Source organism: Enterococcus canintestini, assembly GCF_001885735.1.
Lineage (GTDB): Bacteria > Bacillota > Bacilli > Lactobacillales > Enterococcaceae > Enterococcus_C > Enterococcus_C canintestini.
Window position 1 is genome coordinate 67,447 of record NZ_JXKG01000002.1, and the last position, 24,690, is coordinate 92,136.

Consider the following 24,690-nt stretch of genomic DNA (forward strand, 5'->3'; position numbering starts at 1 on the left):
CTTGCCACAAAAGATAAAAAAACGTCACCTTTTAGATTATAGTATTTTAATCCCTTACTTAATTTTATGTGTATTAGGTTTGGTAATGGTATTTAGTTCAACTTCTTATCTCTTAGTTGAACAAAACCAGAATTTTATGAGTTCGGTTATTAATCAAGCGGTTTTTTGGCTGATTAGTTTAGTGGCCATTAGTTTTATTTATAAGATGAAAACAGATGTCATTCGCAATAAAGCCTTTGCTTCGATGGCGATGATTATTGTTATCGCGTTGTTATTAGTTGTGTTAGTAATTGGTAAAGAGGTTAATGGGGCAAAAGGCTGGTTATCTTTTGGTCCGGTTAATATTCAGCCAGCTGAGTTTTTCAAAATTACCACTATCTGGTTTTTAGCGTTAAAATTGTCCACCCGTCAAAAAACAATTCAAGGCAGAACTTTTTTTAGCACAGTCTTTAGACCACTAGTTTATGTACTGGTAGGTTTAGGTTTAATTGCGTTACTTCCTGACTTTGGGAATGCGGCAGTTATCACTTTGATTGCTTTTTCTGTCATTATGGCTAGCGGAATTAATTATCTGTATACCTTAGTTTTAGGGGCAGCAGGTGTCATTGGATCATTTGGTGTGATTCAATTGATTAATTTGACAAAGGGAAAATTTATTCCAGCCCATGTTTATAGTCGTTTTGCAATTTATCAAAATCCATTTAAAGATGAGTTTAATTTGGGTCATCAAATGGTTAATGGCTATTATGCTATTTATAATGGTGGACTTTTTGGTCGTGGGCTAGGTAATAGTATTCAGAAAAAAGGTTTTTTGAAATTTGCCCATACCGACTATATTTTTGCAATTGTGATTGAAGAATTAGGCTTGATTATTGCGTTGTTGGTTTTAGCCTTATTATTTTACATGATTGCGCGTATTTTTCTAGTAGGAATTCGTTCAACCGATCCGTTTAATTCTATGATGTGTATTGGGATTGGTTCTCTTTTTTTAATTCAAGTTTTCGTTAACTTAGGTGGGATTACTGGAGTTATTCCTTTAACGGGGATTACATTTCCTTTCTTAAGCCAGGGCGGTTCGTCACTTTTGATGTTATCTATATGTGTTGGTTTTGCCTTGAATATTAGTGCGGATGAAAAGAAAAAACAATATGGTATTTTACCTGCTAAACAAGTTAAACAAAGAAAAAATGTACCAGCTAAAAAATGAGTTAAGCTAGCTTTTAGCTAACAATAGATTAATTCTCAAGGAGTGGTTTGATGAAAAAAATTCTCGTTGCTAACCGTGGTGAAATCGCCATCCGTGTTTTCCGTGCCTGTTCAGAATTACAGATAGGAACGGTGGGTATTTATGCTGCTGAAGATGAGTACTCAGTTCATCGATTTAAAGCTGATGAAGCTTATTTAGTTGGCAAGGGGAAAAAACCAATCGATGCCTACTTGGATATTGAAGATATTATCCGCATTGCAAAAGAATCTGGTGCAGAGGGAATTCACCCTGGTTATGGTTTTCTTTCTGAAAATTTGGCATTTGCAAAACGTTGTGCAGAAGAAGGATTGGTATTCATTGGGCCAAGCGTTCATCACCTTGATATTTTTGGTGATAAAATTAAAGCCAAAGAAGCTGCAATTGCAGCTGGTATTCAGTCAATTCCTGGTACAGATGGTCCAGTAGCTTCAATTGATGAAGTTTTAGCATTTGCTAACACCCATAGTTATCCGATTATGATTAAAGCCGCTTTGGGTGGTGGCGGTCGTGGTATGCGGGTAGCTCATGATGAAAAAGAAGCACGGGATGGCTACGAACGAGCGAAAAGTGAAGCAAAAGCGGCTTTTGGTAGTGATGAAGTTTATGTTGAAAAATATATCGGTAACCCTAAGCATATTGAAGTGCAAATTCTGGGAGACAGTCACGGAAATATTGTCCATCTATTTGAACGGGATTGTTCAGTGCAACGTCGTCATCAAAAGGTAGTTGAAGTCGCGCCTTGTGTTTCCTTAAGTGCAACCCAACGAATGGAAATTTGTCAAGCAGCTGTAAAACTTATGAAGCATGTTGGATATGTAAATGCTGGAACAGTCGAATTTTTAGTAGAAGAAGATAAATTCTACTTCATCGAAGTTAATCCTCGTGTTCAAGTGGAGCATACGATTACTGAAATGATTACAGATATTGATATTGTGACTTCGCAGATTTTAATTGCACAAGGAAAAGACTTGCATACAGATATTGGTATCCCGCAACAAGCAGATATTAAATACAAAGGGGCAGCAATCCAATGCCGCATTACGACAGAAGATCCGGTTAATAATTTTATGCCAGATACCGGTAAAATCGATACTTATCGTTCTCCAGGTGGCTTTGGCGTGCGTCTGGATGTTGGGAATGCTTATGCTGGTGCAGTGGTCACACCTTACTTTGATTCGTTATTAGTAAAAGTTTGTACCCACGGTAGTACTTTTGAACAAGCCATTCAAAAAATGCAACGTTGCTTACGAGAATTTCGTATCCGTGGTGTGAAAACAAACATTCCTTTTATGACAAATGTCATCAATCATCCACAATTTCAAAGTGGTGAAGCAAAAACGACATTTATCGACAATACTGCTAGTTTATTTGTCTTCCCGTCTACTCGAGATCGCGGGAATAAAACAATGAAATATATTAGTGAAATTACAATTAATGGTTTTCCGGGAATCGAAAAAAATAAGAAAAAATATTATGGTGAAGCGAGACTTCCGCATAAGTTGATTAAACCCGACCAAGAAATTGTAACGGCTAAAAATATTCTCGATCAAAATGGGGCAGAGGCAGTAGTTGCTTGGGTTAAGCAACAAAAAGAATTGCTTTTAACCGATACTACTTTCCGTGATGCTCACCAAAGTTTGTTAGCTACGCGAGTAAGAACCCACGATTTTGAAAAAATTGCCGCTAAAACGGAGCTCGCTTTACCACAATTGTTCTCGACTGAAATGTGGGGTGGGGCTACTTTTGATGTGGCTTATCGTTTCTTAAACGAAGATCCATGGGTTCGTTTGCGTACTTTGCGAAAATTAATGCCCAATACATTATTCCAAATGTTGTTCCGTGGCTCCAATGCGGTAGGATACTCTAATTATCCAGACAATGTGATTGCTGAATTTATCAAGGAATCAGCACAACAAGGAATTGATGTTTTTCGTATTTTTGATAGCTTGAACTGGTTACCACAAATGGAAAAAAGCATTCAAGCAGTGCGAGATACAGGCAAAATCGCTGAAGCTGCTATTTGTTATACGGGTGATTTAAATGATCCAAGCCGGGCTAAATATAATGTTGATTACTATAAGAATATGGCCAAAGAATTAGAACATGCCGGTGCCCACATTATTGCGATTAAAGATATGGCAGGGTTATTAAAACCCCGAGCTGCTTATCGTTTAATCAGTGAATTAAAAGATACAGTCTCATTGCCAATTCATCTGCACACCCATGATACAAGTGGCAATGGGATTATCACATATTCTGCTGCTACCCAAGCTGGTGTGGATATTGTCGATGTTGCCACTAGCGCGATGAGTTCATCTACAAGTCAGCCAAGTATGAATAGTTTGTATTTTGCTTTAGATCAAGATGAAAGACAGCCCCAGATTAATATTGATAACGCGCAACAATTAAATCATTATTGGGAAGATGTCCGCATGTTTTATAAGCCATTTGAAAATGGCCTAAATGCACCTCAAACAGAAGTATATAAACATGAAATGCCAGGTGGACAATATTCTAATTTACAACAACAAGCAAAAGCCGTTGGTTTAGAAGCGCGTTGGGATGAAATCAAAGAAATGTATCAAACAGTTAACTTGATGTTTGGTGATATTGTCAAAGTAACGCCATCTTCAAAAGTTGTTGGAGATATGGCACTATTCATGGTGCAAAATAATTTAACTGAAGCAGATGTTTATAGTCGCGGAGATGAGTATAACTTCCCTGAGTCTGTAATCACATTTTTCCAAGGAGAATTAGGACAACCGGTAGGAGGATTTCCTGCAGACTTGCAAAAGATCATTTTAAAAGGTCGTCCTGCCTTTACAGTTCGCCCTGGCTCCTTAGCAGAACCGGTTAATTTTGAAAAAATCAAAGCAGAATTAATGGAAAAAATCGGACGTGAACCAAAACACGAAGAAGTATTGAGCTATTTGATGTATCCACAAGTTTTCTTAGATTACCAAAAAGCTTATGAAAAATTTGCTGATATTACTGTTTTAGATACGCCAACTTTCTTCCAAGGCATGCGACTAGGTGAAACCATTAATGTCGAAATTGAAAAAGGTAAGATTTTAATTATTCGTCTGGATGAAATTGGTGAGCCAGACATTGAAGGAAATCGTGTCTTATTCTTTAACTTAAACGGCCAACGTCGTGAAGTGGTAGTAAAAGATACATCGATTATTAGCGCGGTTCAAACCAAACAAAAAGCAGAACCAACTAATAAAGAACAAATTGGGGCAACCATGCCCGGATCGGTGTTAGAAGTTTTGGTGAAAAAAGGGGATTCCGTTAAACGAGGGGATACATTATTAATCACCGAAGCGATGAAAATGGAAACAGCAATTGAAGCTCGTTTTGATGGTGTGGTCAAACATATTTATGTAGCAAGTGGTGAACCAATTGCCCAAGATGATCTTTTAATTGAAATTACTGAAAGCTAGAAAGTAGGGCTTGCTGTGAAACGTAGAATTATTTTTTTGTTGCTACTAGTAACTGCAATACTTGTGGTCTATTTACAACCGGTCTTCTTTGCGCGGCAAGCACCTGCCTATGATAGTCAAACAAATAAAGATATTAGTCAAACGAGCTTGAAATATAAACCAATTAAAGTTTCCGGCTATGCTGATTTAATTGGTAAAAGTTCAAGTGAATTAAGAAATCTTTTAGGCAAGCCACTGGTTAGTTATGACAGTGGCTTTGGCTATCGGGTGAATACGTATCAGACCGATAATGAAAACAGCTATATTGCGGCAAATATTCGTAATGGGAAAGTTGCAGCAGTAAAAATTGCCGGCAATGATGATAAACATACCGCTCCTTTTAAATCGGGAATGACGATGAATGATTTAACCAAAGTAACCATGTTGTATCCCAATTTTTCATTGGATTACAACGGAGAGAAAATTCAGTTTGAACTGATGGAAGAAGACATGAATTATCGACCTCTTGTGGCTTTTACTAATGATACCTTTGCGATTCTCTTTTTTAATCAAAAAAAATCTCAATTAATGGGAATTACTTATTTAGATAAACAAATGTTATTAGAATTAGCGCCTTATACTTCAATTGAAGGTCAACTACCTAAAGTGACAAAAGCACAATTAACCAATTGGGATGAAGTCAATCGTTTAAAAGAAGCTTCGGCTTTTGAATTGTTAAATGTTTTAAGAAAATTAGAAGAGCGAGATGTCTATACAACGAACTTTACTTTACAAGGACGTGCCGATGATATTAATGCCGACTTTTTGAAAGAACCAAAGCGATTTTTAAATGAAGAACGTTTTAAACAATTAGAACGAATGAATGATGTAAGCAATCCTCAACCTTTCTTAATTGTTAGTGATGAATTTGATCAAATGTTAAAAAAAATGAAAATGCCAGCGATGTCAGGTTTTTATTATCGCCCCATGATTGATACAATGTTTCAAATTTTGTCTTTTTATAGTGATCCTTATTTGCATACTCGTTTTTTAAATGAAGGACAACAAAAAGTTGGTGTTGGCATTGATGAAGACAATATGGTAATCTTGTTAGAGGATACTGAAGAAACTAAGGATAGTGAATAACGTGATTTACAACGAAGAAACATTACATCTAGTGCAGCTATGTGAAAATTTAAGTGAGACAATTTGTGAGAGTTTGACTTTCCAACAATATGAAAACGCCCGTAATGAGATGACTTTGGATGACTCTGCTTTAACAGCGAAAGCAACTTTTCAAAAGGCAAAGGAAAGTTATGAGGAGTTAAGTCGCTTTGGTGAATATGCTCCAGGAATCAAAGAACAGCGCAAAGCACTTTATCAAAAAAAGCGTCAGCTAGACTTATGCGAATCGGTCGCTAATTTTCGCCAGGCAGAAACCCAGTTACAAGAGCTACTAGATAGTATTTGCCAGCAAGTGGCCTATAGTTTTTCTGAAGATGTAAAAGTTGATTATGGAAATCCGTTTTTTGAAACAACCAAGTCTAATTGTGGAGGAAATTGTCATGCAAGTTGATACAACAATAGAATTTAAACCAAAACAAAGACGCGGATTAATCGTCTGGGTTTATAGCTTACGTCAATTAAAAAATTTGAAACGCTATGGTTTAGTGCATTACGTTTCCCGCAAACTAAAATATGTCATATTGTATCTAGATGAAACTGGATTTGAAGAAACGATGGAAAAAATTGAACATTTGCACTTTGTTCGGAATGTTGAACCTTCTTATCGACCTGATGTAGAAATGAATTTTGCAGATAAAATCGGTACAAAGGCTGCTTATCAAGTGGCAGATGATGACGGTTTTGATGTGGAAGAAATGAATACGACCATTCGTTTAGCTGAAAACGTCTAAAAGATTGCTGGCTTCTCATAAGAAGTCAGTGATCTTTTTTATATAGCAACAAATTATCTGATTTTTATAAAAAATAAAGCGGATCATGGAATGTGTTATTTCAAAACCAAAACAATCCGGTTATTTTTTTATTGAGCGAGTAGGGATACTTTTTATTTGAAAAGTTTGAAGTCAGTATAAAATTTTTTAGATTTGTCGCAGGCTTTAGACCCTCATTACTTCGCAGATATGGTAAAATATTGTGGATACAACAGATGAGGTGAAATAAAATGAGAGTCGTAGCTGGAGAATACGGTGGACGAAAGTTAAAGAGTTTACCAGGAGACAATACACGACCAACCACTGATAAAGTAAAAGGAGCTATTTTTAATATGATTGGGCCTTTTTTTGATGGTGGGGATTGTTTAGATTTATATAGCGGCAGTGGTGGGTTAGCGATTGAAGCCGTTTCAAGAGGAATGGACCATGCTTATTGTGTTGAGCGTAACTTTAAAGCAATGCAAATTATTAAAGAAAATGTTGCTATTACAAAAGAACCCGAAAAATTTACGTTGTTAAAAAAAGATGCGCAACGAGCGTTAGCCGACTTTATAACGGATAAAAAGCAATTTGATTTGGTGCTCTTAGATCCTCCTTATGCAAAACAGCAATTAATTACTGAATTAGAAGAACTAGTTAACCAGCAACTATTAGCCAATCAAGCAATAATTGTATGTGAAACAGCAAAAGAGGTTGTTTTACCTTCCGTCATTGCTACTTTAAAACAAACCAGACAACAAAACTATGGTATAACGAGTATAACAATTTATAGAAATGAGGCGTCTCATGCGTAAAATAGCATTATTTCCTGGCAGTTTTGATCCCTTTACAAATGGACATTTAGATACCATTGAACGCGGAGCGAAACTATTTGATGAAATTATCGTTGGTGTCTTTGTGAATACCAATAAAAAAAGTTTATTTAGTCCAAAAGAGCGTAAAGCATTGGTAGAGGCCTCTGTGGCTCACTTGCCAAACATTCGTGTTATCGAACAAGATAGTGAATTAACAGTGACTAGTGCTAAAAAATTAGGGGCAAACTTTTTATTACGAGGAATTCGTAGCGTCAAAGATTATGAATATGAAAAAGAAATTATGACGATGAATCATCATCTTGATAGCGATATTGAAACAGTCTTTTTATTGGCACGACCACAGTACACTCATATCAGTTCCAGCATCTTAAAAGAAGTTATCGCTTTTGGTGGCGATGTAAAAGAATATCTACCCCAGCCTGTATTTGAGGCTTTGGTGAAAAAGAGTGACCACTATGAAGCGTAAAGTACCAATTAAACGTCTTTTACTTTTATTATTCGCTTTAATTTTAATGGCTTGTGTAGCGCTACCGATTCCTTATTATATTGAAGCACCAGGATCTACCATTAAATTAGATACTTTGGTTAAAGTAAATGACCAAAAAGATAAATTTAGCGGGTCTTTTTCATTAACTTCTGTAGGAATTCGCCAGGCGACAGTTGCAACCGCGCTCTTTGCCAAAACGCAATCTTTTTCTGACTTAGTAACAAAAGAAGAATTGATGGGTTCTGCTAGTAATGATGATTATAATCGGATTCAAAATTTTTATATGGAAAGTTCGCAAAATAATGCAATCACCTCAGCACTAAATTTAGCTGAGAAACCTTTTAAAATGGATTATCTTGGTGTTTATGTTTTAGGAATTGAGCCAAATTCTGCTTTTTACGGTCAAATTAAAATTGGGGATACCGTAGTGCAGGTTGATTCAAAGGCTTTTAAAAGTAGTGACGATTTTATGAAATACGTCCAAAGTAAAAAAGTTGGTGATCAGGTAACGATTACTTATCTGCAAGATGGTAAAGAAAAAAAAGCTAGTGGTGCTCTCATTAAACTGCCAACTAATGGTAAAGCAGGTATTGGAATTACCTTAACAGACCACACTAAAGTCAACAGTCAAGAAAAAGTACAATTTGATGTCGATAATATTGGCGGACCATCAGCTGGATTAATGTTTACATTAGAGATTTATCAACAGTTAATCAAACAAGATTTACGCAATGGTCATGAAATTGCCGGTACTGGTACAATTGATAGTGAAGGTAATGTGGGCCAAATTGGTGGAATTGATAAAAAAGTAGTGAGTGCTTCTGAAAGTGGGGCGGAGGTTTTCTTTGCTCCAGCTGATTTAGAAAAAGGGGATACCAATTATCGTGATGCGAAAAAAGCCGCGAAGAAAATCAATACGAAAATGAAAATTGTTCCAGTAAAAACCGCCGAAGAAGCGGTTAAATATTTAAAAGAACATGTAGCAAAATAATTTTTAAATGGTAGCTAAAAATATATCTTCAAATTTACCAGCATTCACAAACTAAACTGAGGTAATGTTAGCTACCATACTTTAAAAAAGCAACTCTAGCAAAAAGACAAAAACTTAGGAGGAAAACAAGTGGAAATAAAACGCCAAAAACCAGTAGTGGCTGCGTATCACTATGATCAACCAAACCCAGAACAAACTATTGAAACTAAACTACAAGTAGGCTTCACCCCTTTAAACACAGAGGATCCAAACTATCCTAAAGAAAATTCAATTATTCGTTGTATTTTAGATTTTCGTTTAGTTTTTGAAGAATACATTATCTCAGGGCGGGTTAGTCAAATTAATCATGTAATTAATCGTAAAATAACTAATCAAACAGATGTTACAGAAGAAGAAGTTAGTGAGATTGTTGCACCATTGTTTGATATTGTAAAACGCTTGACTTATGAAGTTACAGAAATCGCAACTGATGAACCAGGGTTAACACTTAACTTTCAAACCGAAGCATAGGAGAAAAAGATGTTTACAGAAGATATTCAAATTATGTTATATGTGGATGATGTTAAAAAAGCGGTGGCTTTTTGGCAGGCGTTGGGTTTTGTTATTATTGAAGAACAAGAAGTTGACGGCACCAGCGTAGTAGAAATTGCGGCAAGTAAAAATGCGCAGGCTCATTTTGTTTTGTATGATCGGGAATTTATTGAAAGCAACTCACCAGAAGTTGCCACCAATTCTCCTTCTTTAATGTTTTTTAGCCAAGATATTGTGGCACTTTATCAAAAAATTGAGGAAATGGCTGTACCTTTAGGTGAGATGATTTCATTAGGTGAGCGCATGGTCTTTAATTTTGCTGATCCAGATGGTAATTATTTTGCCGTTTCAAGTATGTAAAGAAAGAGGTTGTGACAAAAGCGACCAGCTTCAAGAAATAAGACGAAATTTTCGAAAATTGTTTTTCAAATTTTGGGGAATTCGTCTTATTTCCGAAGTAGCTGCTTCTGTCACACTGTTTATTCGGAAATAGAGGTTGTGACAAGACTTTTGTCACAACCTCTATTTTTTTGTGCATTTTAAAAATGACGAGTACTGCTTTTTAGTGTTAACCATTATCTCTGGCAATAGCACCAGTGTCTTTTGCTTCTTTTAAATCTTTTTTGAATTGCTGCATAAGTTTTGTCAGCTTATTCATAACGCAATGCCTCAATTGGATCCAATCGAGCGGCTTTACGGGCAGGATAGACACCAAAGAAAATCCCAATGGCACTAGAAAATAATAGGACAAAAGCAATCGCACCTAATGAAAATTGAGCGGTAATATTTAAGGCGTTGGCGATGATTAAAGCCAATGATGCCCCTAGTAATAACCCAATCAATCCGCCGATTAAACACAAGATAACTGATTCTGTTAAAAATTGGAATAAAATATTATTGTTTGTTGCCCCCAGCGCTTTTCTGGTACCAATTTCTCTAGTTCTTTCCGTTACAGAGACTAACATAATATTCATTACCCCAATACCACCTACTAATAATGCAATTGCAGCAACAGCAGCAATAAAGTTAATGAATAAACCTAAAACATTATTGACTTCATCTAAAGCTTGTAAAAAATTGGTGGCCGTATAAATTTTATCGCCTACAGTGTCATGACGTACCGATAAGATATTAACAATTTGTTTTGAGATGGTATCAATATCATCTTTTGATTTTGCGATAACGGTCAAGTCGCTCATTTTTGTCGCATCTGGTTGCAAAGTAACCGCCGTAGTGAGGGGCATTGCTAAGTAGCCTGGCATTTTCTCACTATCAAATGAACCCATCATGTTTTCCATTGTGCCTTTTGTCACGCCAATAATGCGCAGAGTAATTTGGCCAGTTTGGTTTTTAACCGAAATTTTTTCACCGACCACATTTTCTCGTCCATTGAAAAAATAGCGGGCAGTATCGGCACTGATGATCGTTACCTTAGCATTTTCTTCGTATTCCGTTTGATTAAAGTAGCGACCATAAAGTAGTGTTTTATCCATCATTTGATTGGTATATTGTAAATCTGGCATCCCGGCAATTGCCATCCCAAATTTACTTTTATCATTTGCAGTCAAGCTTCCTTGAATGTTTGTAACCGGTGAGATGTGGTCAATATTTGGAATGCTACGTTTTAATGCTAACACATCTTGAGAGGTAATCTTTTGACTTTCAGTAGCGTCTTGGCTAGTGGAAACTGAGATAGTAGAAGCACCAAGGTCACTGAAAGTGCCGTTGATTTCTTTGGTGGCACCATTTCCGACTGCCAAAATTGCAATAACAGCACTAATTCCAATGATGATTCCTAGCATAGTCAAAAATGACCGCATTTTGTTGGCTAAGATACTATCTAATGCCATTTTAAAGCTTTCGCTTATCCCCATTTTTGACCCTCCCTATAATTTTTTTCGTTCTGAAACTGGATTGTCGGCGATAATTTCACCGTCTTTAAAGGACACAATCCGTTTGGTATATTGCGCAACATCCGGTTCATGGGTAACCATGACAACCGTCGTGCCGTTATCATTTAAGTCTTGAAAAATCTTCATGATTTCAAGTGTCGTTTTGGAATCAAGGTTACCAGTCGGCTCATCGGCCATTAAAACAACAGGATCATTCACAATCGCCCGCGCAATTGCTACCCGTTGTTTTTGTCCACCTGAAATAGCATTGGGACGATGGTGAACGCGATCGGCTAACCCAACTTGTTCCAGCGCTTTTAATGCTCTATCTTTGCGTTCTGATTTTGAGATACCGGCATAGACTAAAGGGAGCGCAACGTTTTCTAATAACGTCATACGGGGCATTAAATTAAATGACTGAAAGACAAAGCCAATTTCTTGGTTGCGGACTTTCGCACTTTGTACATCTGTTAAATGGGTAACGTTTTGGCCATTTAACAGATAAGTACCATCATCAAAGCGATCCAATAAGCCTAAAATATTCATCATGGTCGACTTACCAGAACCACTTGGCCCCATAATAGAAGTGAATTCTCCTTCTGCGATATGAAGGTTGACATGTTTTAAAGCCATTAATTCTTCACCGCCAGTACGGTAAATTTTCACGACATTTTTCAAATCAATCATTTTATCACCTACTCTTTAGTGACGGCGCTACCGTCTTTAAGGTTAGAAGCAGGGGATAAGACAACACTAGCACCATTTGTAAGCCCGTCTTTAATCACAATAAATTGATCAGATTGAATACCTGTTTGAACTTTTATCAGGTGAACTTTGTTATCTTTTACTTCGTAGACGATTGGTTCGTTTTTGTCATTATATGTTAGTGCTTCGATTGGAATCGCTAGGGCATCTTTTTCTGTTGCAATGGTGATAGTTACATCGGCTGAAAAACCTGCGTATAATTCTTTTGGTTTATCATCAAAAGTTACGACTGCGCCTAATGTAGCACCGCCAGTCGCTGTTTGAGAGGCTGTAGCAGTAGGATCTTTTTCTGTCACTTTGCCATTATAGTCGTGGCCTCCAGATGAAATGACAGCTTTTTGATCTACATTTACTTGTCGTGCTTCTGAATTAGATAAGGCTAATTGCACTTTTAAATTGGCTAAATCAGCAATAACAATTGCAGCTTTTCCTTGTTGTGCGCTAGTATCTGATTGGCCACTTTTAATATTTACTTCTGTGACAGTACCGGCCATGCTAGCAGATAAAGTTAAACCACTATCGTAAGTAGCTAAAACTTGATCTTTTTTGACTTCATCGCCAACTTTAACATTAAGTTCTGTGACATTCCCTGTGCCAATCAGGTTTTCAGTTTGATTGGGAATTAAAGTCCCCGTTGTGCTTAATGTCTCTGTGACATCCATTTTTTTGGCAGTAGCACTTCGAATGGCAATCGTTTCGTTTTTACTACTTCCGCCATTAAATAAAGCAAAGCCAACTGCTCCAATAATGACGATACCTGCTAATAGCATACCAATTGTTTTTTTCTGCATGTATTTCACTCTTTTCCCCATAGTTTATGACAAGGTGTCGTTTCCATTCTAAAGGTTTTTCTAACTGGTGTCCAAATATAGTTATTGAAAGTTTTGTGAAGTTTTTTGGTATAATTTAGGTGAGGTGAGGAAGATGAAAAAACATGTATATGCTATTGGCGATATTCACGGTGAGTACCAGTTGTTTAAAAAACTTTTAGCATATTTTGATTCAACCCAACATCAGCTTGTCTTGCTGGGGGATTTAAATGATCGCGGAAAACGCAGTAAAGAATGTTTATTATTAGGGCAAAATTTGGTGGATCAATTTGGCGCGATTTATTTACGAGGCAATCACGAAGAATACCTTTTGCAATTTTTAACCAAACCAGAAGATTGGTTTCCTTCTTATTTACACAATGGCGGCAAAGAAACGATTGAAAGTCTTTTGCATCCAGGGGCGTGTGAGGAGTATTCTCCCACTGAAATTGCGTTAATGATTCGTAGTCGTTATCGCGATTTGCTTGATTTTTTAACAAAGCGCCCCTTATATTACGAATGGAATGATTACATCTTTGTCCATGCTGGTGTAGATTTAACTAAAAAAGATTGGCATGATACTGCTTTAGCTGATTTTATTTGGATCAGAGAACCCTTTCATCAAGGTAAAAATAAGACTGGAAAAAAGATTGTTTTTGGTCACACGATTACGCCGTTACTCCATGGCGATATGAAGACGACAGACTTATGGTTATCAGATAATAAAATTGGGATTGATGGCGGTGGTGTCTTTGGTGGTTCAATTCACGGTGTGGTTTTTAATCAAAAGGGAATTGTCCAAGATATTGAATACCAAAATTTAACGGGGCCATGGCAACCAGATTTTTAAGTGTTTAATAAAAAGAAGTGTTAAAAGGAGGTGACGTTTTATCGTCACCTCTTTTTTTGCATAATCAAGGAGCTATTCTGTGTTAAAATAGATGGGTCAAAAGAAAGGTGAGATGACATGACAGCAGTTAATCAAGAATTAGTAACGCTATTAAAAGTAGAACTGACTAATTATACGCAAAAACAATTGCAACAAGTTTTAAACTTGTTATTAGATGGAAATACAGTACCTTTTATTGCTCGCTACCGAAAAGAAGCGACTGGCAATTTAGATGAGGTACAGATTCGTGAAATTGAAGAACGCTACCAATACTTAGAAAATTTAGAAAAACGCAAAAGCGAAGTATTGCGTTTAATTGAAGAACAAGAAAAATTAACGCCTGAGCTGGCTGCAAGTATTAAAGCTGCTAGTAAAATGCAGCAAGTAGAGGATTTATATCGTCCTTATAAGCAAAAACGTCGCACCAAAGCCACTATTGCTAAAGAACAAGGTTTAGAACCGTTAGCGAAATGGTTGTTGACTTTTTCTACGGAATCAGTCCTTCAAAAAGCGGAAACTTTTGTCACGTCAGAAGTTTCCGATGCAACTGTCGCTTTATCCGGTGCCCATGAAATTTTAGCAGAAACATTTGCGGATTCGGCTAAATTTAGAACTTGGATTCGCCAAAAAACTTTCGATCAAGGACTTTACACAAGTACCGGTAAAAAAGTCGAACAAGATGAAAAAGGAGTATACGAAATGTATTACGCCTTTGAAGAACCTGTAAAAAAAATGGTGTCGCATCGTATTTTGGCAACCAATCGGGGTGAAAAAGAAGACATCTTAAAAGTTTCGATTTTAGCGCCAGAAGCTGAAATCTTCAGTTATTTGAACCGTCAAATTATTAAAGGCCAAGGAGAAGCAGTAGATTATGTCACTGCAGCCTATGAAGACGCTTATAAACGCTTTATCGCACCAGCAATTGAACGTGAAATTCGCAATGAATTAACCGAAAAAGCTGACGAACAGGCAATTGCAGTTTTTGGCGAAAACTTACGGAATTTATTATTACAACCACCATTGAAAGGAAAAGTGGTCTTAGGATTTGACCCTGCTTATCGAACGGGTTGTAAATTGGCAGTCTTAGATGAAACTGGTAAAGTTTTAGACATTGCTGTGATTTATCCGCATAAACCTGCGCCCCAAAACAAACGCCAATCTGCCGGGCCACTTTTTAAAGACTTAATTACAAAATATGGCGTTCAAATGATTGCAATTGGGAATGGGACAGCAAGTCGAGAATCAGAACAATTCGTAGCCGAACAAATTCGTGATTTAAAACAAGAAGTCTATTATGTGATAGTAAATGAAGCGGGGGCTTCCGTGTATTCTGCCAGTGCGATTGCCAGAAGTGAGTTTCCGGATTTACAAGTAGAGGAACGAAGCGCGATTAGTATTGGCCGTCGTCTGCAAGACCCATTAGCAGAATTAGTCAAAATTGATCCAAAAGCGGTAGGAGTAGGTCAATATCAACATGACGTTTCGCAAAAACGTCTAGCTGAGCAATTGGACTTTGTCGTTGAAACCGTGACAAACCAAGTCGGAGTGGACGTTAATACTGCTAGTCCGCAGCTTTTACAACATATTGCCGGTTTAAATAAAACCACTGCACAAAATATTTTTAACTACCGGGAAGAAAACGGCGCTTTTATTAAACGAAATCAATTAAAAAAAGTTCCTCGTCTCGGGCCTAAAGCTTATGAACAGGCAATTGGCTTTTTACGTATTCCTGGTGGCAGTGACATTTTAGACAATACTAGCATTCACCCAGAAAGCTATAGCTTAGCTAAAGAAATTTTAAACCGGGCACAGGTTCAATTAACCAACTTAGGTACCAAAGAGGCAAAAGAGCGTCTTATAAGTTTAAACGCTGAAAAAATCGCAGACGATTTAGCTGCTGGAACGGAGACTGTTAAAGATATTTTACAAGCTTTAGTTCAACCTGGCCGTGATATGCGGGATGAAATGCCAGCTCCGCTATTACGAAAAGACGTTTTAACTATGAGTGATTTAAAACCAGGGATGGAGTTAAAAGGAACGGTACGTAATGTGATTGATTTTGGTGCCTTTGTTGATATTGGGGTCAAACAAGATGGATTAGTTCATATTTCAAAATTAAGTCACCGTTTTGTAAAACAAACAAAAGATGTGGTAGCAGTTGGCGATGTGGTCACGGTTTGGGTTGAACAAGTGGACGAACAAAAAGGACGTATCAGCTTAACTATGTTAAATCCTACCGGTGAGTGAAATGACAGAGGCACAGTTGCAAACATTAGTAGAAGAAATATCATTACAATTTTTTAAGCGTCCTTTTAGGCATCGTGCTGTTTTTAATAAACGCTTAAAAACGACTGGTGGCAGGTATCATCTGTCTGATCATCACCTTGACTTTAATCCAACACTGTTTGCCGCAATTTCTCCAAGTGAACAAGTCGGGATCATTAAGCATGAATTATGTCATTACCACTTACATCTATTAAAAAAAGGTTATCGTCACCAAGATCGTGATTTTAAAACGTTACTTGCTGCAGTGGGAGGAAGTCGCTATGCACCGCGTTTACCGCAAGAAAAAAGTAGTAAAGTTAAAAGGCAAGTAACCTATCGCTGTTGTGGTTGCGGTCAACTATTTATCCGCCAACGAAAAATTAATACAGAACGTTTTGTTTGTGGCAAGTGCGGTGACAAGCTGCAATTTTTAAAAATTGTTAGCTAATTTTTGGAAAAAAGTTGTCAAAAAGAGTCGTCAAGCGCTTTTTGAATAAAACTCATTGAATTTTTAGCGTTTTTGTTAGATAATGAAGCTCGTGCAAATTATTAGCTCGTTTTTTAGAAGATAAAGTTGCATTTTATCTGAAAAAAATGATGAATTAGTTTAAAAAAGCAAGCAAAAACAAAAGAGTTTTTACACGACTGATAGAATGGAAGAAAAGAGGCTAAAGTAGGATGAATGACAAAGATAAGCTTTATCATTTTGTTGGAATCAAAGGTTCTGGCATGAGTTCACTAGCATTAGTATTACATGAAAAAGGCTATAACGTACAAGGTTCTGACGTAGAAAAATATTTCTTCACTCAACGCGATTTGGAAAAAGCGGGAATTACAATTTTACCATTTAGCGCCGATAATATTAAACCGGACATGATTGTGATTGCAGGTAATGCATTTCCTGATACCCACGAAGAAATTGTTCGTGCCAAAGAATTGGGCTGTGAAGTAATTCGTTATCACGATTTTATTGGTCGTTTTATTAACGATTATACAAGTATCGCTGTGACTGGTTCTCACGGTAAAACGAGTACCACTGGTTTATTAGCTCACGTCTTTAGTGGTGTTTCACCAACGAGTTATTTGATTGGTGATGGTACTGGCCATGGTGTACCTGAGGCAGATTTTTTCGCTTTTGAAGCCTGTGAATATCGCCGCCACTTTTTAGCGTATGCACCAGATTATGCAATTATGACCAATATTGATTTTGATCATCCTGATTACTATAAGAGTATTGAAGATGTTTTCACTGCGTTTCAATCAATGGCGCATCAAGTGAAAAAAGGTATTTTTGCTTATGGGGATGACGTTTATTTACGTAAGTTAGAATCAGAAGCGCCAATTTACTACTATGGCTTAAATGATGACGATGACATTCAAGCTAAAAACATTAAACGGACAACAAAAGGTTCTGAGTTTGATGTTTTAGTCAAAGGTAAAGAAATTGGTCACTTTAGTTTACCGGCTTTTGGTAAACATAATATTTTAAATGCTTTAGGTGTCATTGGTATTGCCTACCTAGAAAAGATGGACATGCATGAAGTTGCTGAAGAAATGCAAACATTTGCCGGTGTGAAACGCCGTTTTAGCGAGAAAAAAGTAGCAGATATGACAATTGTCGATGACTATGCCCATCATCCAGCTGAAATTAAAGCAACCATTGATGCAGCCCGGCAAAAATATCCCGATAAAGAAATCATTGCTGTTTTCCAACCACATACATTTACCCGCACAATCGCCTTAATGGATGATTTTGCCCAAGCTCTTGATTTAGCGGATAAAGTATTTTTATGTGATATTTTTGGCTCTGCCCGCGAAGCAAAAGGTGACGTTAAGATTGAAGACTTAGGCGCTAAAATTAAAAAAGGTGGTCAAGTTATTAAAGAAGACAACGTTTCTCCTTTGCTTGATTTTGAAAATGCCGTGATGATTTTCATGGGCGCAGGGGATGTTCAAAAATTCGAAGCAGCTTATGAAAAACTTTTGAGCAATACTACGCGTAACCGTTCTTAATAAAAAAACTGGTGCACATTGTTGCGCCAGTTTTTTTATTATGATTTTTCTTTTATTAATAAAGTGTTAGCTCTAGATTGAAAACTTGCACTTTTAAAGGGTTCTGATACAATAATAATGATAAAATCGACAAAATGAGATTAAAACATGGAGGAATCAAGTTTGCAGATCAATCGTGTTAAAAAAATAGGTAAAACCATCGAAGAAATTGAGGAAGGCGATTCGTTATCTTTAACAGAATCAATTGAAGATAATCAGCTACTATTATATCTCGGGTTAACCAATGATGCCAATCCGCTTTATATTCAGCATGACTATGCCCAACAAACAGCTTACCTGCGTCCAATTGTCCCTTCTGTGATGTTAATGGGGATTATTACTAGTGCAATTTCAAAACACTTGCCTGGTCCTGGCTCACATGTGGTGAATTTTTCGGTGAATTTTATCGAACCTGTCTATCATTATGAAACACTGACATTTGCTTTTGAAGTGATTAAAGTGGATAAAATGAAAGATGTGGTGACGATTTCTGTGGAAGCTACTAACGCAGAAGAAGACCGTGTGTTAGATGCGGTCGTGATGGTACAACCTCCAATAATTGAAACAGAAAGTGTAGGGGATATCCATGAATAATTATCAAACACCTGTGGTTGAAAAAGATACATTAAATCGCTTTTACGCAAAAGTTTATGCTTTCTTTGCAGTTGGCTTAGGTATTAGTGGTCTAGTTTCTTATCTTTGTGCTACTGCATTTTTACCCCAAACAATTAGTTTTATTAATGGCTTTCCATTAGGTTTTTTAGGCTTATGGATTGTGCAACTAATTTTGGTTTTTGTTTTAGCCGCTAAAGCAAGAAAAAATCCGGCGATGACGATTGCAGGCTTTCTAGTATACTCGTTATTAAACGGCCTGACTTTAACTGCTACACTTTTGTATTATGATATTAGTACGATTTACGTGGCTTTTGGTGCAGCTACTGCGACATTTGCAGCGACAGCACTTTTTGGAGTCTTTACTAAAAAAGACCTATCAATAGTTGGGCGGATCGGTTTTATTGCTTTAATTGGGATTATTATTACCATGCTTTTGAATGGCTTAATCCTACACAGTGGCCCAATGGAATATTTGTTATCAATCGTAACTGTTTTTGTCTTTGCGGGTTTAACAGCCTATGATCACCAAATGATTAAAAAGTACTATGAACAAAGTCGTGGCACTGAAAATACAGGAATTGCGGTATTTGTTGCATTACAACTTTACTTAGACTTTATCAACTTGTTGTTAGCTTTCCTACGAATTTTTGGTCGGGATTAATTTTTTTACAAAATAAATTGTAGAATCTATAGCTGTGGCTATGGATTCTCTTTTTTTGTTAGCGCTCATAAAAAAATGCTGTGTAATAAGGGGTTAAAAATCAAATTGCCCATCAAAACAACGCTATTTTATTTTTTGCTTAATTAAGCTCTATAATCACACTACTTTGGTTTTTTATTAATTGATTTAAAAACAAGTAGTCAATAATCATCGCTAGTTTCTTTGAACTTTGTTAGAATAAAGAGGAACTTTTGTGGGGATGCAATAAAATATTGCAAGAAAACAACGAGATAAGGAGAATTTCCATGACGAAGAAAAAACTTTTATTAGTGGACGGCAATAGTGTGGCGTACCGCGCTTTTTTTGCTTTACACAATTCGCTGGAGCGCTTTAAAAACAAGAGTGGTTTGCATACCAACGCAATTTATGCTTTTAATACAATGTTTGAAAATGTAATGATAAAGGAAAAACCTACCCATGTCTTAGTTGCTTTTGATGCAGGGAAGACGACATTTCGGACTGAAATGTATCAAGATTATAAAGCAGGACGGGCTAAAACGCCGGGGGAATTTCGCGAGCAACTACCCTATATTCGTGAATTAATTACGGCTTTAGGTGTAAAACATTATGAGTTAGAAAATTATGAAGCTGACGATATTATTGGAACGTTAGCAACTCAAGTGGACAAAAATGAATTTGAAGTTGTCGTTTTATCAGGAGATCGCGATTTAACCCAGTTAGCTAGTGATGATATTACTGTCGATATTACAGTCAAAGGTGTTAGTGAAATTGAAGCATATACGCCTGCGCACATCGCCGAAAAATACGATGGCCTAACACCAAATCAAATTATTGATATGAAAGGTCTAGCAGGTGATGCATCTGACAACATCCCAGGCGTTACAAAAGTTGGCGAAAAAACTGCTATCAAGTTATTAAAAGAATATGGTTCAGTTGAAGGCATATATGAAAATATCGATCAGTTGAAAAAAAGCAAAATGAAAGAAAATTTGATTAATGATCGCCAACAAGCTTTCCTATCAAAAAAATTGGCTACAATCAACACCCAAGCTCCTGTCACAATTCAAATAGATGATTTAGTCTATGAGGGCAAAGATTTAGACAAACTCGTACCATTTTATAAAGAAATGGACTTCAAACAATTTTTAAGTAAATTAAATATCGCTGAAGAGCCAGCCGACCTTGCCGAAATTATGTTTGAAGTAGTCGATGAATTTACCCCTGAAATGTTCCAAGCTGATATGGCTTTATATCCTGAAATGTTATCTGATAATTATCATATTGCTGATATTGTTGGCGTTGCGTGGGGGAATGAGCAGAAAATTTATGTAACTAATAATTTAGCTTTATTTGAAAACCAAGCTTTTTGTGATTGGTTAACGAGCCAAAACAATAAAAAAGTTTACGATGCCAAACGGACGTATGTCGCTTTAAAACGTTATGCTAAAAGACCTGAAGGCATTAGCTTTGATGTTTTATTAGCAGCTTATTTACTTGATACTAATGACAGTAACAACGACATCGCTGGCGTGGCAGAGCACTATGGCTTTACCGATATTCAAACAGATGAAGCTGTTTATGGCAAAGGCGTGAAAAAAGGTCTGCCAGAAGATATGGAAGAGTTTTATGCCCACTTGGCCCGTAAAGTTAAAGCGATTTTATTCTTAAGTAATAAATTAGACGAGGATTTAAAAGAAAAAGATCAAAGTGATTTGTTTTACCAAATGGAACTTCCCTTATCACAAATTTTGGCAGAAATGGAAATCGCCGGTATCACAGTCGATAGTAAACGATTGTTAGATATGAAAGGGGAGTTTGCGGCTCGTCTGCATGAAATTGAAGAAAAAATTTACGCTGAAGCAGGGGAAGAGTTCAACTTAAATTCACCAAAACAATTAGGTGTGATTCTTTTTGAAAAAATGGGACTACCTGTGATTAAAAAGACCAAAACTGGTTATTCCACTGCAGTCGATGTGTTAGAACAGTTACAAGATCAAGCACCAATTGTGGCAGACATATTAACTTATCGTCAAATTGCGAAAATTCAATCGACTTATGTGGAAGGCCTATTAAAAGTAATTCAACCCGATCACAAAATTCATACACGTTACGTGCAAACATTAACACAAACTGGACGCTTAAGTTCAGTGGATCCTAATTTACAAAATATTCCAATTCGTTTAGAAGAAGGAAGAAAAATTCGGCAAGCTTTTATTCCACGAGCAAAAGACTGGGTTATTTATTCTTCTGACTATTCACAAATTGAATTGCGGGTATTGGCTCATATTTCAGATGACGAACATTTAAAGGCAGCTTTCCTAGAAGGGCAAGATATTCATGCCAGTACAGCGATGCGGGTTTTTGGTATCCAAAAACCAGAAGATGTCACCCCAAATATGCGCCGGCAAGCAAAAGCCGTGAACTTTGGGATTGTTTACGGTATCTCCGATTACGGTCTATCCCAAAACTTAGGAATCTCTAGAAAAGAAGCCCAACAATATATAGATACTTACTTTGAAAAGTATCCAGGTGTTAAACAATATATGGAAAAAATTGTTAGAGATGCTAAAGATAAAGGGTATGTTGAAACCTTATATCACCGCCGTCGTTATTTACCTGACATTAATGCGCGTAACTTTAACGTGCGTTCTTTTGCTGAAAGAACGGCGATTAATACACCAATTCAAGGAAGTGCCGCTGATATTTTGAAGATTGCCATGATTGAGCTGGCAAAACGCTTAAAAGAAGAACAACTAGAAGCAGTTATGCTATTACAAGTGCATGATGAGTTGGTCTTTGAAGTACCAGAAACTGAGCTTGAGAAATTAGACAAATTAGTTAAAGAAGTCATGGAACATGCCGTGAGTTTAAATGTACCACTTGTCACTGATAGTAGTTGGGGCAAGACGTGGTATGATGCCAAATAAGAAGGTGGAAAAATGCCAGAATTACCAGAGGTGGAAACTGTCCGTCAGGGGCTGTTACAGCTTGTTTTAAAAAAAGAAATTGCAAGTGTTGATGTCTTTTGGCCTAAGATTATTGCACTACCTGAAGTCGAAACTTTCAAACGCGAATTAGTTGGCCAAAAAATTGAAACAATTAATAGACGGGGAAAATATTTAATTTTTGAACTTTCTAATTATGAACTTATCTCCCATTTACGTATGGAAGGAAAATACGAATTTTTTTCAGCTGAAAAAAATGCTGAGGTAACAAAGCACACGCATGTCATTTTTCATTTTAATGATGGCAGTCAATTGCAATATCGTGATGTACGTAAATTTGGCCGCATGGAGCTGGTTTTAAAAGGTGAAGCACAAAACTTTAAAAGTATTGCCCAATTAGGACCAGAACCAACGCCGGAAACTTTTAAATTAGCCGCCTTTAAAGAAAACCTCGCTAAAACGAAGCGAGAAATTAAACCAGCCTTACTCGATCAAAAAATGGTGACAGGTTTAGGAAATATTTATGTAGATGAAGCTTTGTGGCAGGCTAAAATTCATCCTATGCAGCCTTGTGATACATTAACAGATTTAGAAATCAAACAGTTACGCTTAGCTATCATAGATGTTTTACAAAGAGCTGTAGCTGCTGGCGGAACGACTGTGCGCACTTACTTAAATGCCTTAGGAGAAGCGGGTAAATTTCAATTGTCGCTAAATGTTTATGGCAAAACCGGTCAACCATGTCCCCGTTGTCAAACACCAATTGAAAAAATTAAAGTGGCACAACGCGGTACGCACTTATGTCCCCACTGCCAAAAATTAATCATGAGGTGAATAGCATGGGATTTATCTTAGGAATTACCGGTGGTATTGCTAGTGGTAAAAGTACCGTTGTCAATGTTTTTAAAGAAAAGGGCTTTCCAATTGTGGACGGTGATATTGTCGCGCGACAAATTGTAGAGCCTGGAAAACCAGCCCTAGCAGCGATTAAAGCAGCTTTTGGTTTAGAAGTGATATTACCAACAGGTGAACTAAATCGCAAAAAATTAGGGGAAATTGTCTTTCAAGACAGCGATAAACGCCAGCAACTAGACCGTATACTAAATCCGTATTTGCGTCAACAGATAAAAGCGGAGATGGCTTTTTGGAAAAATAAAAGTCCGTTAGTTATTGCTGATATTCCGTTAATGTATGAAGGTCATTATGATCATTATATGGATGAGGTGGCAGTAGTTTATGTTGACTTTTTGCAACAAAAAAAACGACTGATGGCGCGGGATAATATTGATGAAAAAACCGCAGAAGCAAAAATTAATAGCCAAATGCCCTTAGCTAAAAAAAGAGCGTTAGCCGATACTGTTTTTGATAATAACGGCAGTAAAGAAGAAACGGTGCAACAAGTATTAAATTGGTTGGAAAATCATTTTGAAAAGTAACCATAATTTGCTCTATTCTTTTTAATAATAAGTAAGGTGTGAGGTGTGACAAAAGTCTTGTCGCACCTCATTTTTATTAGTGTGAATAGTCTTTTGAAGGTAACTTTTACTTCAATAAGTAGAAATTTCCCATCAGTTTTTTTGCGAACTACTTTTGCTAGATGCAAATGATAGCCTCGGCTTTATTTCCTTTTTTAGTTGAACCCTTTAAAACTACAAAGGGACTGTGTTATTGACAATAAAATAAATAGCCAAAACTATTTTCTAAAAAGTTTATCAGTTTTTAAAATAATCTATTAAAAGCAGATAAATCCAGTCTTTTCTTAGGTACAAGACAATACAACACAAATTTTTTCTGTTATAATATAAGCAAAATTCCTAGAAATTAAATGAGGTGAGAAGATGCGTTGTCCAAAATGTCACCATAATAGTTCACGGGTGGTCGATAGCCGTCAAACCGATGATGGCCGTACAATCAGAAGAAGAAGAGAATGTGAGAATTGCGGTTTTCGTTTTACTACTTTTGAAAAAATTGAAGCAGCTCCTTTATTAGTGATCAAAAAAAACGGTGAACGAGAAGAATTTAACCGCGAGAAAATTTTACGTGGGCTGATTCGTTCAGCTGAAAAGCGACCGGTTGCAATGGAGCAGATGGAACAAATTGTTGATCATGTAGAAAATCGGGTGCGCTCATTAGGTGAAAATGAAGTATCGACGACTTTAATCGGCGAATATGTCATGGAAGATTTGGTGGATGTTGATGAAATCGCCTATATTCGTTTTGCCAGCGTCTACCGCCAATTTAAAGATATGTCAGTTTTCTTGAAAGAATTACAAGATATCGTGGCAAAAGCTAACGGAAAAGATGAAACACAATAAAATTGGAGGCTGCA

General features: G+C 36.8%; 23 protein-coding genes. 20 read left to right on the plus strand and 3 right to left on the minus strand.

Going from position 1 to position 24,690, the window contains the following annotated elements; all coding sequences use genetic code 11:
• Position 1 precedes the first annotated feature (1 nt).
• From RU96_RS01795 to RU96_RS01840, 10 genes are all read left to right on the plus strand, one after another.
• Positions 2–1,207 carry an FtsW/RodA/SpoVE family cell cycle protein gene (locus tag RU96_RS01795; RefSeq protein WP_071863839.1) on the plus strand — a complete coding sequence of 402 codons (1,206 nt, stop codon included), beginning with the start codon at positions 2–4 and terminating at the stop codon, positions 1,205–1,207.
• Between the two features lie 50 nt (positions 1,208–1,257).
• Entirely contained in the window at positions 1,258–4,689 is a 3,432-nt protein-coding gene (locus RU96_RS01800; protein ID WP_071863840.1) for a pyruvate carboxylase, read from the plus strand.
• 15 nt (positions 4,690–4,704) lie between these two features.
• A complete protein-coding gene (locus tag RU96_RS01805; RefSeq protein ID WP_071863841.1) occupies positions 4,705–5,814 on the plus strand; it encodes a CAP-associated domain-containing protein in 1,110 nt (369 codons plus the stop codon).
• Positions 5,807–6,244 (plus strand): YlbF/YmcA family competence regulator, encoded by a 438-nt coding sequence (locus RU96_RS01810; RefSeq protein ID WP_249024136.1) that lies wholly within the window; start codon positions 5,807–5,809, stop codon positions 6,242–6,244. Before RU96_RS01805 ends, RU96_RS01810 begins: the two co-directional genes overlap by 8 nt.
• A complete protein-coding gene (locus RU96_RS01815; RefSeq protein ID WP_071863843.1) occupies positions 6,234–6,584 on the plus strand; it encodes a YlbG family protein in 351 nt (116 codons plus the stop codon). Before RU96_RS01810 ends, RU96_RS01815 begins: the two co-directional genes overlap by 11 nt.
• Positions 6,585–6,853: 269 nt before the next feature.
• Complete coding sequence (gene rsmD / locus RU96_RS01820; protein WP_071863844.1) at positions 6,854–7,417, plus strand: 16S rRNA (guanine(966)-N(2))-methyltransferase RsmD; 564 nt, start codon at positions 6,854–6,856, stop codon at positions 7,415–7,417.
• Complete coding sequence (gene coaD / locus RU96_RS01825; RefSeq protein WP_071863845.1) at positions 7,410–7,904, plus strand: pantetheine-phosphate adenylyltransferase; 495 nt, start codon at positions 7,410–7,412, stop codon at positions 7,902–7,904. The genes rsmD and coaD overlap by 8 nt, the downstream gene beginning before the upstream one ends.
• A complete protein-coding gene (locus RU96_RS01830) occupies positions 7,894–8,916 on the plus strand; it encodes a SepM family pheromone-processing serine protease (protein ID WP_071863846.1) in 1,023 nt (340 codons plus the stop codon). Before coaD ends, RU96_RS01830 begins: the two co-directional genes overlap by 11 nt.
• Positions 8,917–9,045: 129 nt before the next feature.
• Positions 9,046–9,426, plus strand: coding sequence for a DUF1149 family protein (locus RU96_RS01835; protein ID WP_071863847.1), 381 nt, complete (start codon positions 9,046–9,048; stop codon positions 9,424–9,426).
• A 9-nt stretch (positions 9,427–9,435) separates the two neighbouring features.
• Positions 9,436–9,807 carry a VOC family protein gene (locus RU96_RS01840; protein WP_071863848.1) on the plus strand — a complete coding sequence of 124 codons (372 nt, stop codon included), beginning with the start codon at positions 9,436–9,438 and terminating at the stop codon, positions 9,805–9,807.
• A 290-nt stretch (positions 9,808–10,097) separates the two neighbouring features.
• On the opposite strand, the gene RU96_RS01850 is transcribed toward RU96_RS01840, so the two are convergent.
• Genes RU96_RS01850 through RU96_RS01860 form a run of 3 tightly spaced genes read right to left on the minus strand, consistent with a single transcriptional unit; the run spans position 10,098 to position 12,895 of the window.
• Positions 10,098–11,321, minus strand: a complete 1,224-nt coding sequence (locus RU96_RS01850; protein ID WP_071863849.1) for an ABC transporter permease — start codon at positions 11,319–11,321, stop codon at positions 10,098–10,100.
• 12 nt (positions 11,322–11,333) lie between these two features.
• Positions 11,334–12,026: an ABC transporter ATP-binding protein gene (locus RU96_RS01855; protein WP_071863850.1), complete on the minus strand. Its 693-nt coding sequence runs from the start codon at positions 12,024–12,026 to the stop codon at positions 11,334–11,336.
• 8 nt (positions 12,027–12,034) lie between these two features.
• Positions 12,035–12,895 (minus strand): efflux RND transporter periplasmic adaptor subunit, encoded by an 861-nt coding sequence (locus RU96_RS01860; protein ID WP_071863851.1) that lies wholly within the window; start codon positions 12,893–12,895, stop codon positions 12,035–12,037.
• 133 nt (positions 12,896–13,028) lie between these two features.
• Here RU96_RS01860 and RU96_RS01865 point away from each other — a divergent pair, with 133 nt between their 5' ends.
• The 10 genes from RU96_RS01865 to nrdR all read left to right on the plus strand — a co-directional run bounded on the left by RU96_RS01865 (position 13,029) and on the right by nrdR (position 24,676).
• Complete coding sequence (locus RU96_RS01865; RefSeq protein WP_071863852.1) at positions 13,029–13,763, plus strand: metallophosphoesterase; 735 nt, start codon at positions 13,029–13,031, stop codon at positions 13,761–13,763.
• 117 nt (positions 13,764–13,880) lie between these two features.
• Positions 13,881–16,049, plus strand: coding sequence for a Tex family protein (locus RU96_RS01870; RefSeq protein ID WP_071863853.1), 2,169 nt, complete (start codon positions 13,881–13,883; stop codon positions 16,047–16,049).
• Between the two features lies 1 nt (position 16,050).
• Complete coding sequence (locus RU96_RS01875) at positions 16,051–16,515, plus strand: SprT family protein (protein WP_071863854.1); 465 nt, start codon at positions 16,051–16,053, stop codon at positions 16,513–16,515.
• Between the two features lie 230 nt (positions 16,516–16,745).
• Positions 16,746–18,080, plus strand: a complete 1,335-nt coding sequence (gene murC, locus RU96_RS01880; RefSeq protein ID WP_071863855.1) for a UDP-N-acetylmuramate--L-alanine ligase — start codon at positions 16,746–16,748, stop codon at positions 18,078–18,080.
• Between the two features lie 147 nt (positions 18,081–18,227).
• Positions 18,228–18,713 carry a MaoC family dehydratase gene (locus RU96_RS01885; RefSeq protein ID WP_379923998.1) on the plus strand — a complete coding sequence of 162 codons (486 nt, stop codon included), beginning with the start codon at positions 18,228–18,230 and terminating at the stop codon, positions 18,711–18,713.
• On the plus strand, positions 18,706–19,395 hold the full coding sequence (locus RU96_RS01890) for a Bax inhibitor-1/YccA family protein (protein ID WP_071863857.1): 690 nt from the start codon (positions 18,706–18,708) through the stop codon (positions 19,393–19,395). The genes RU96_RS01885 and RU96_RS01890 overlap by 8 nt, the downstream gene beginning before the upstream one ends.
• A gap of 305 nt (positions 19,396–19,700) precedes the next feature.
• A complete protein-coding gene (gene polA, locus RU96_RS01895) occupies positions 19,701–22,343 on the plus strand; it encodes a DNA polymerase I (protein WP_071863858.1) in 2,643 nt (880 codons plus the stop codon).
• 12 nt (positions 22,344–22,355) lie between these two features.
• Positions 22,356–23,195: a DNA-formamidopyrimidine glycosylase gene (gene mutM / locus RU96_RS01900; RefSeq protein ID WP_071863859.1), complete on the plus strand. Its 840-nt coding sequence runs from the start codon at positions 22,356–22,358 to the stop codon at positions 23,193–23,195.
• Positions 23,196–23,200: 5 nt separating this feature from the next.
• Positions 23,201–23,797: a dephospho-CoA kinase gene (gene coaE, locus RU96_RS01905; RefSeq protein ID WP_071863860.1), complete on the plus strand. Its 597-nt coding sequence runs from the start codon at positions 23,201–23,203 to the stop codon at positions 23,795–23,797.
• A 402-nt stretch (positions 23,798–24,199) separates the two neighbouring features.
• Positions 24,200–24,676 carry a transcriptional regulator NrdR gene (gene nrdR, locus RU96_RS01915; RefSeq protein WP_071863862.1) on the plus strand — a complete coding sequence of 159 codons (477 nt, stop codon included), beginning with the start codon at positions 24,200–24,202 and terminating at the stop codon, positions 24,674–24,676.
• Positions 24,677–24,690: the final 14 nt, after the last annotated feature.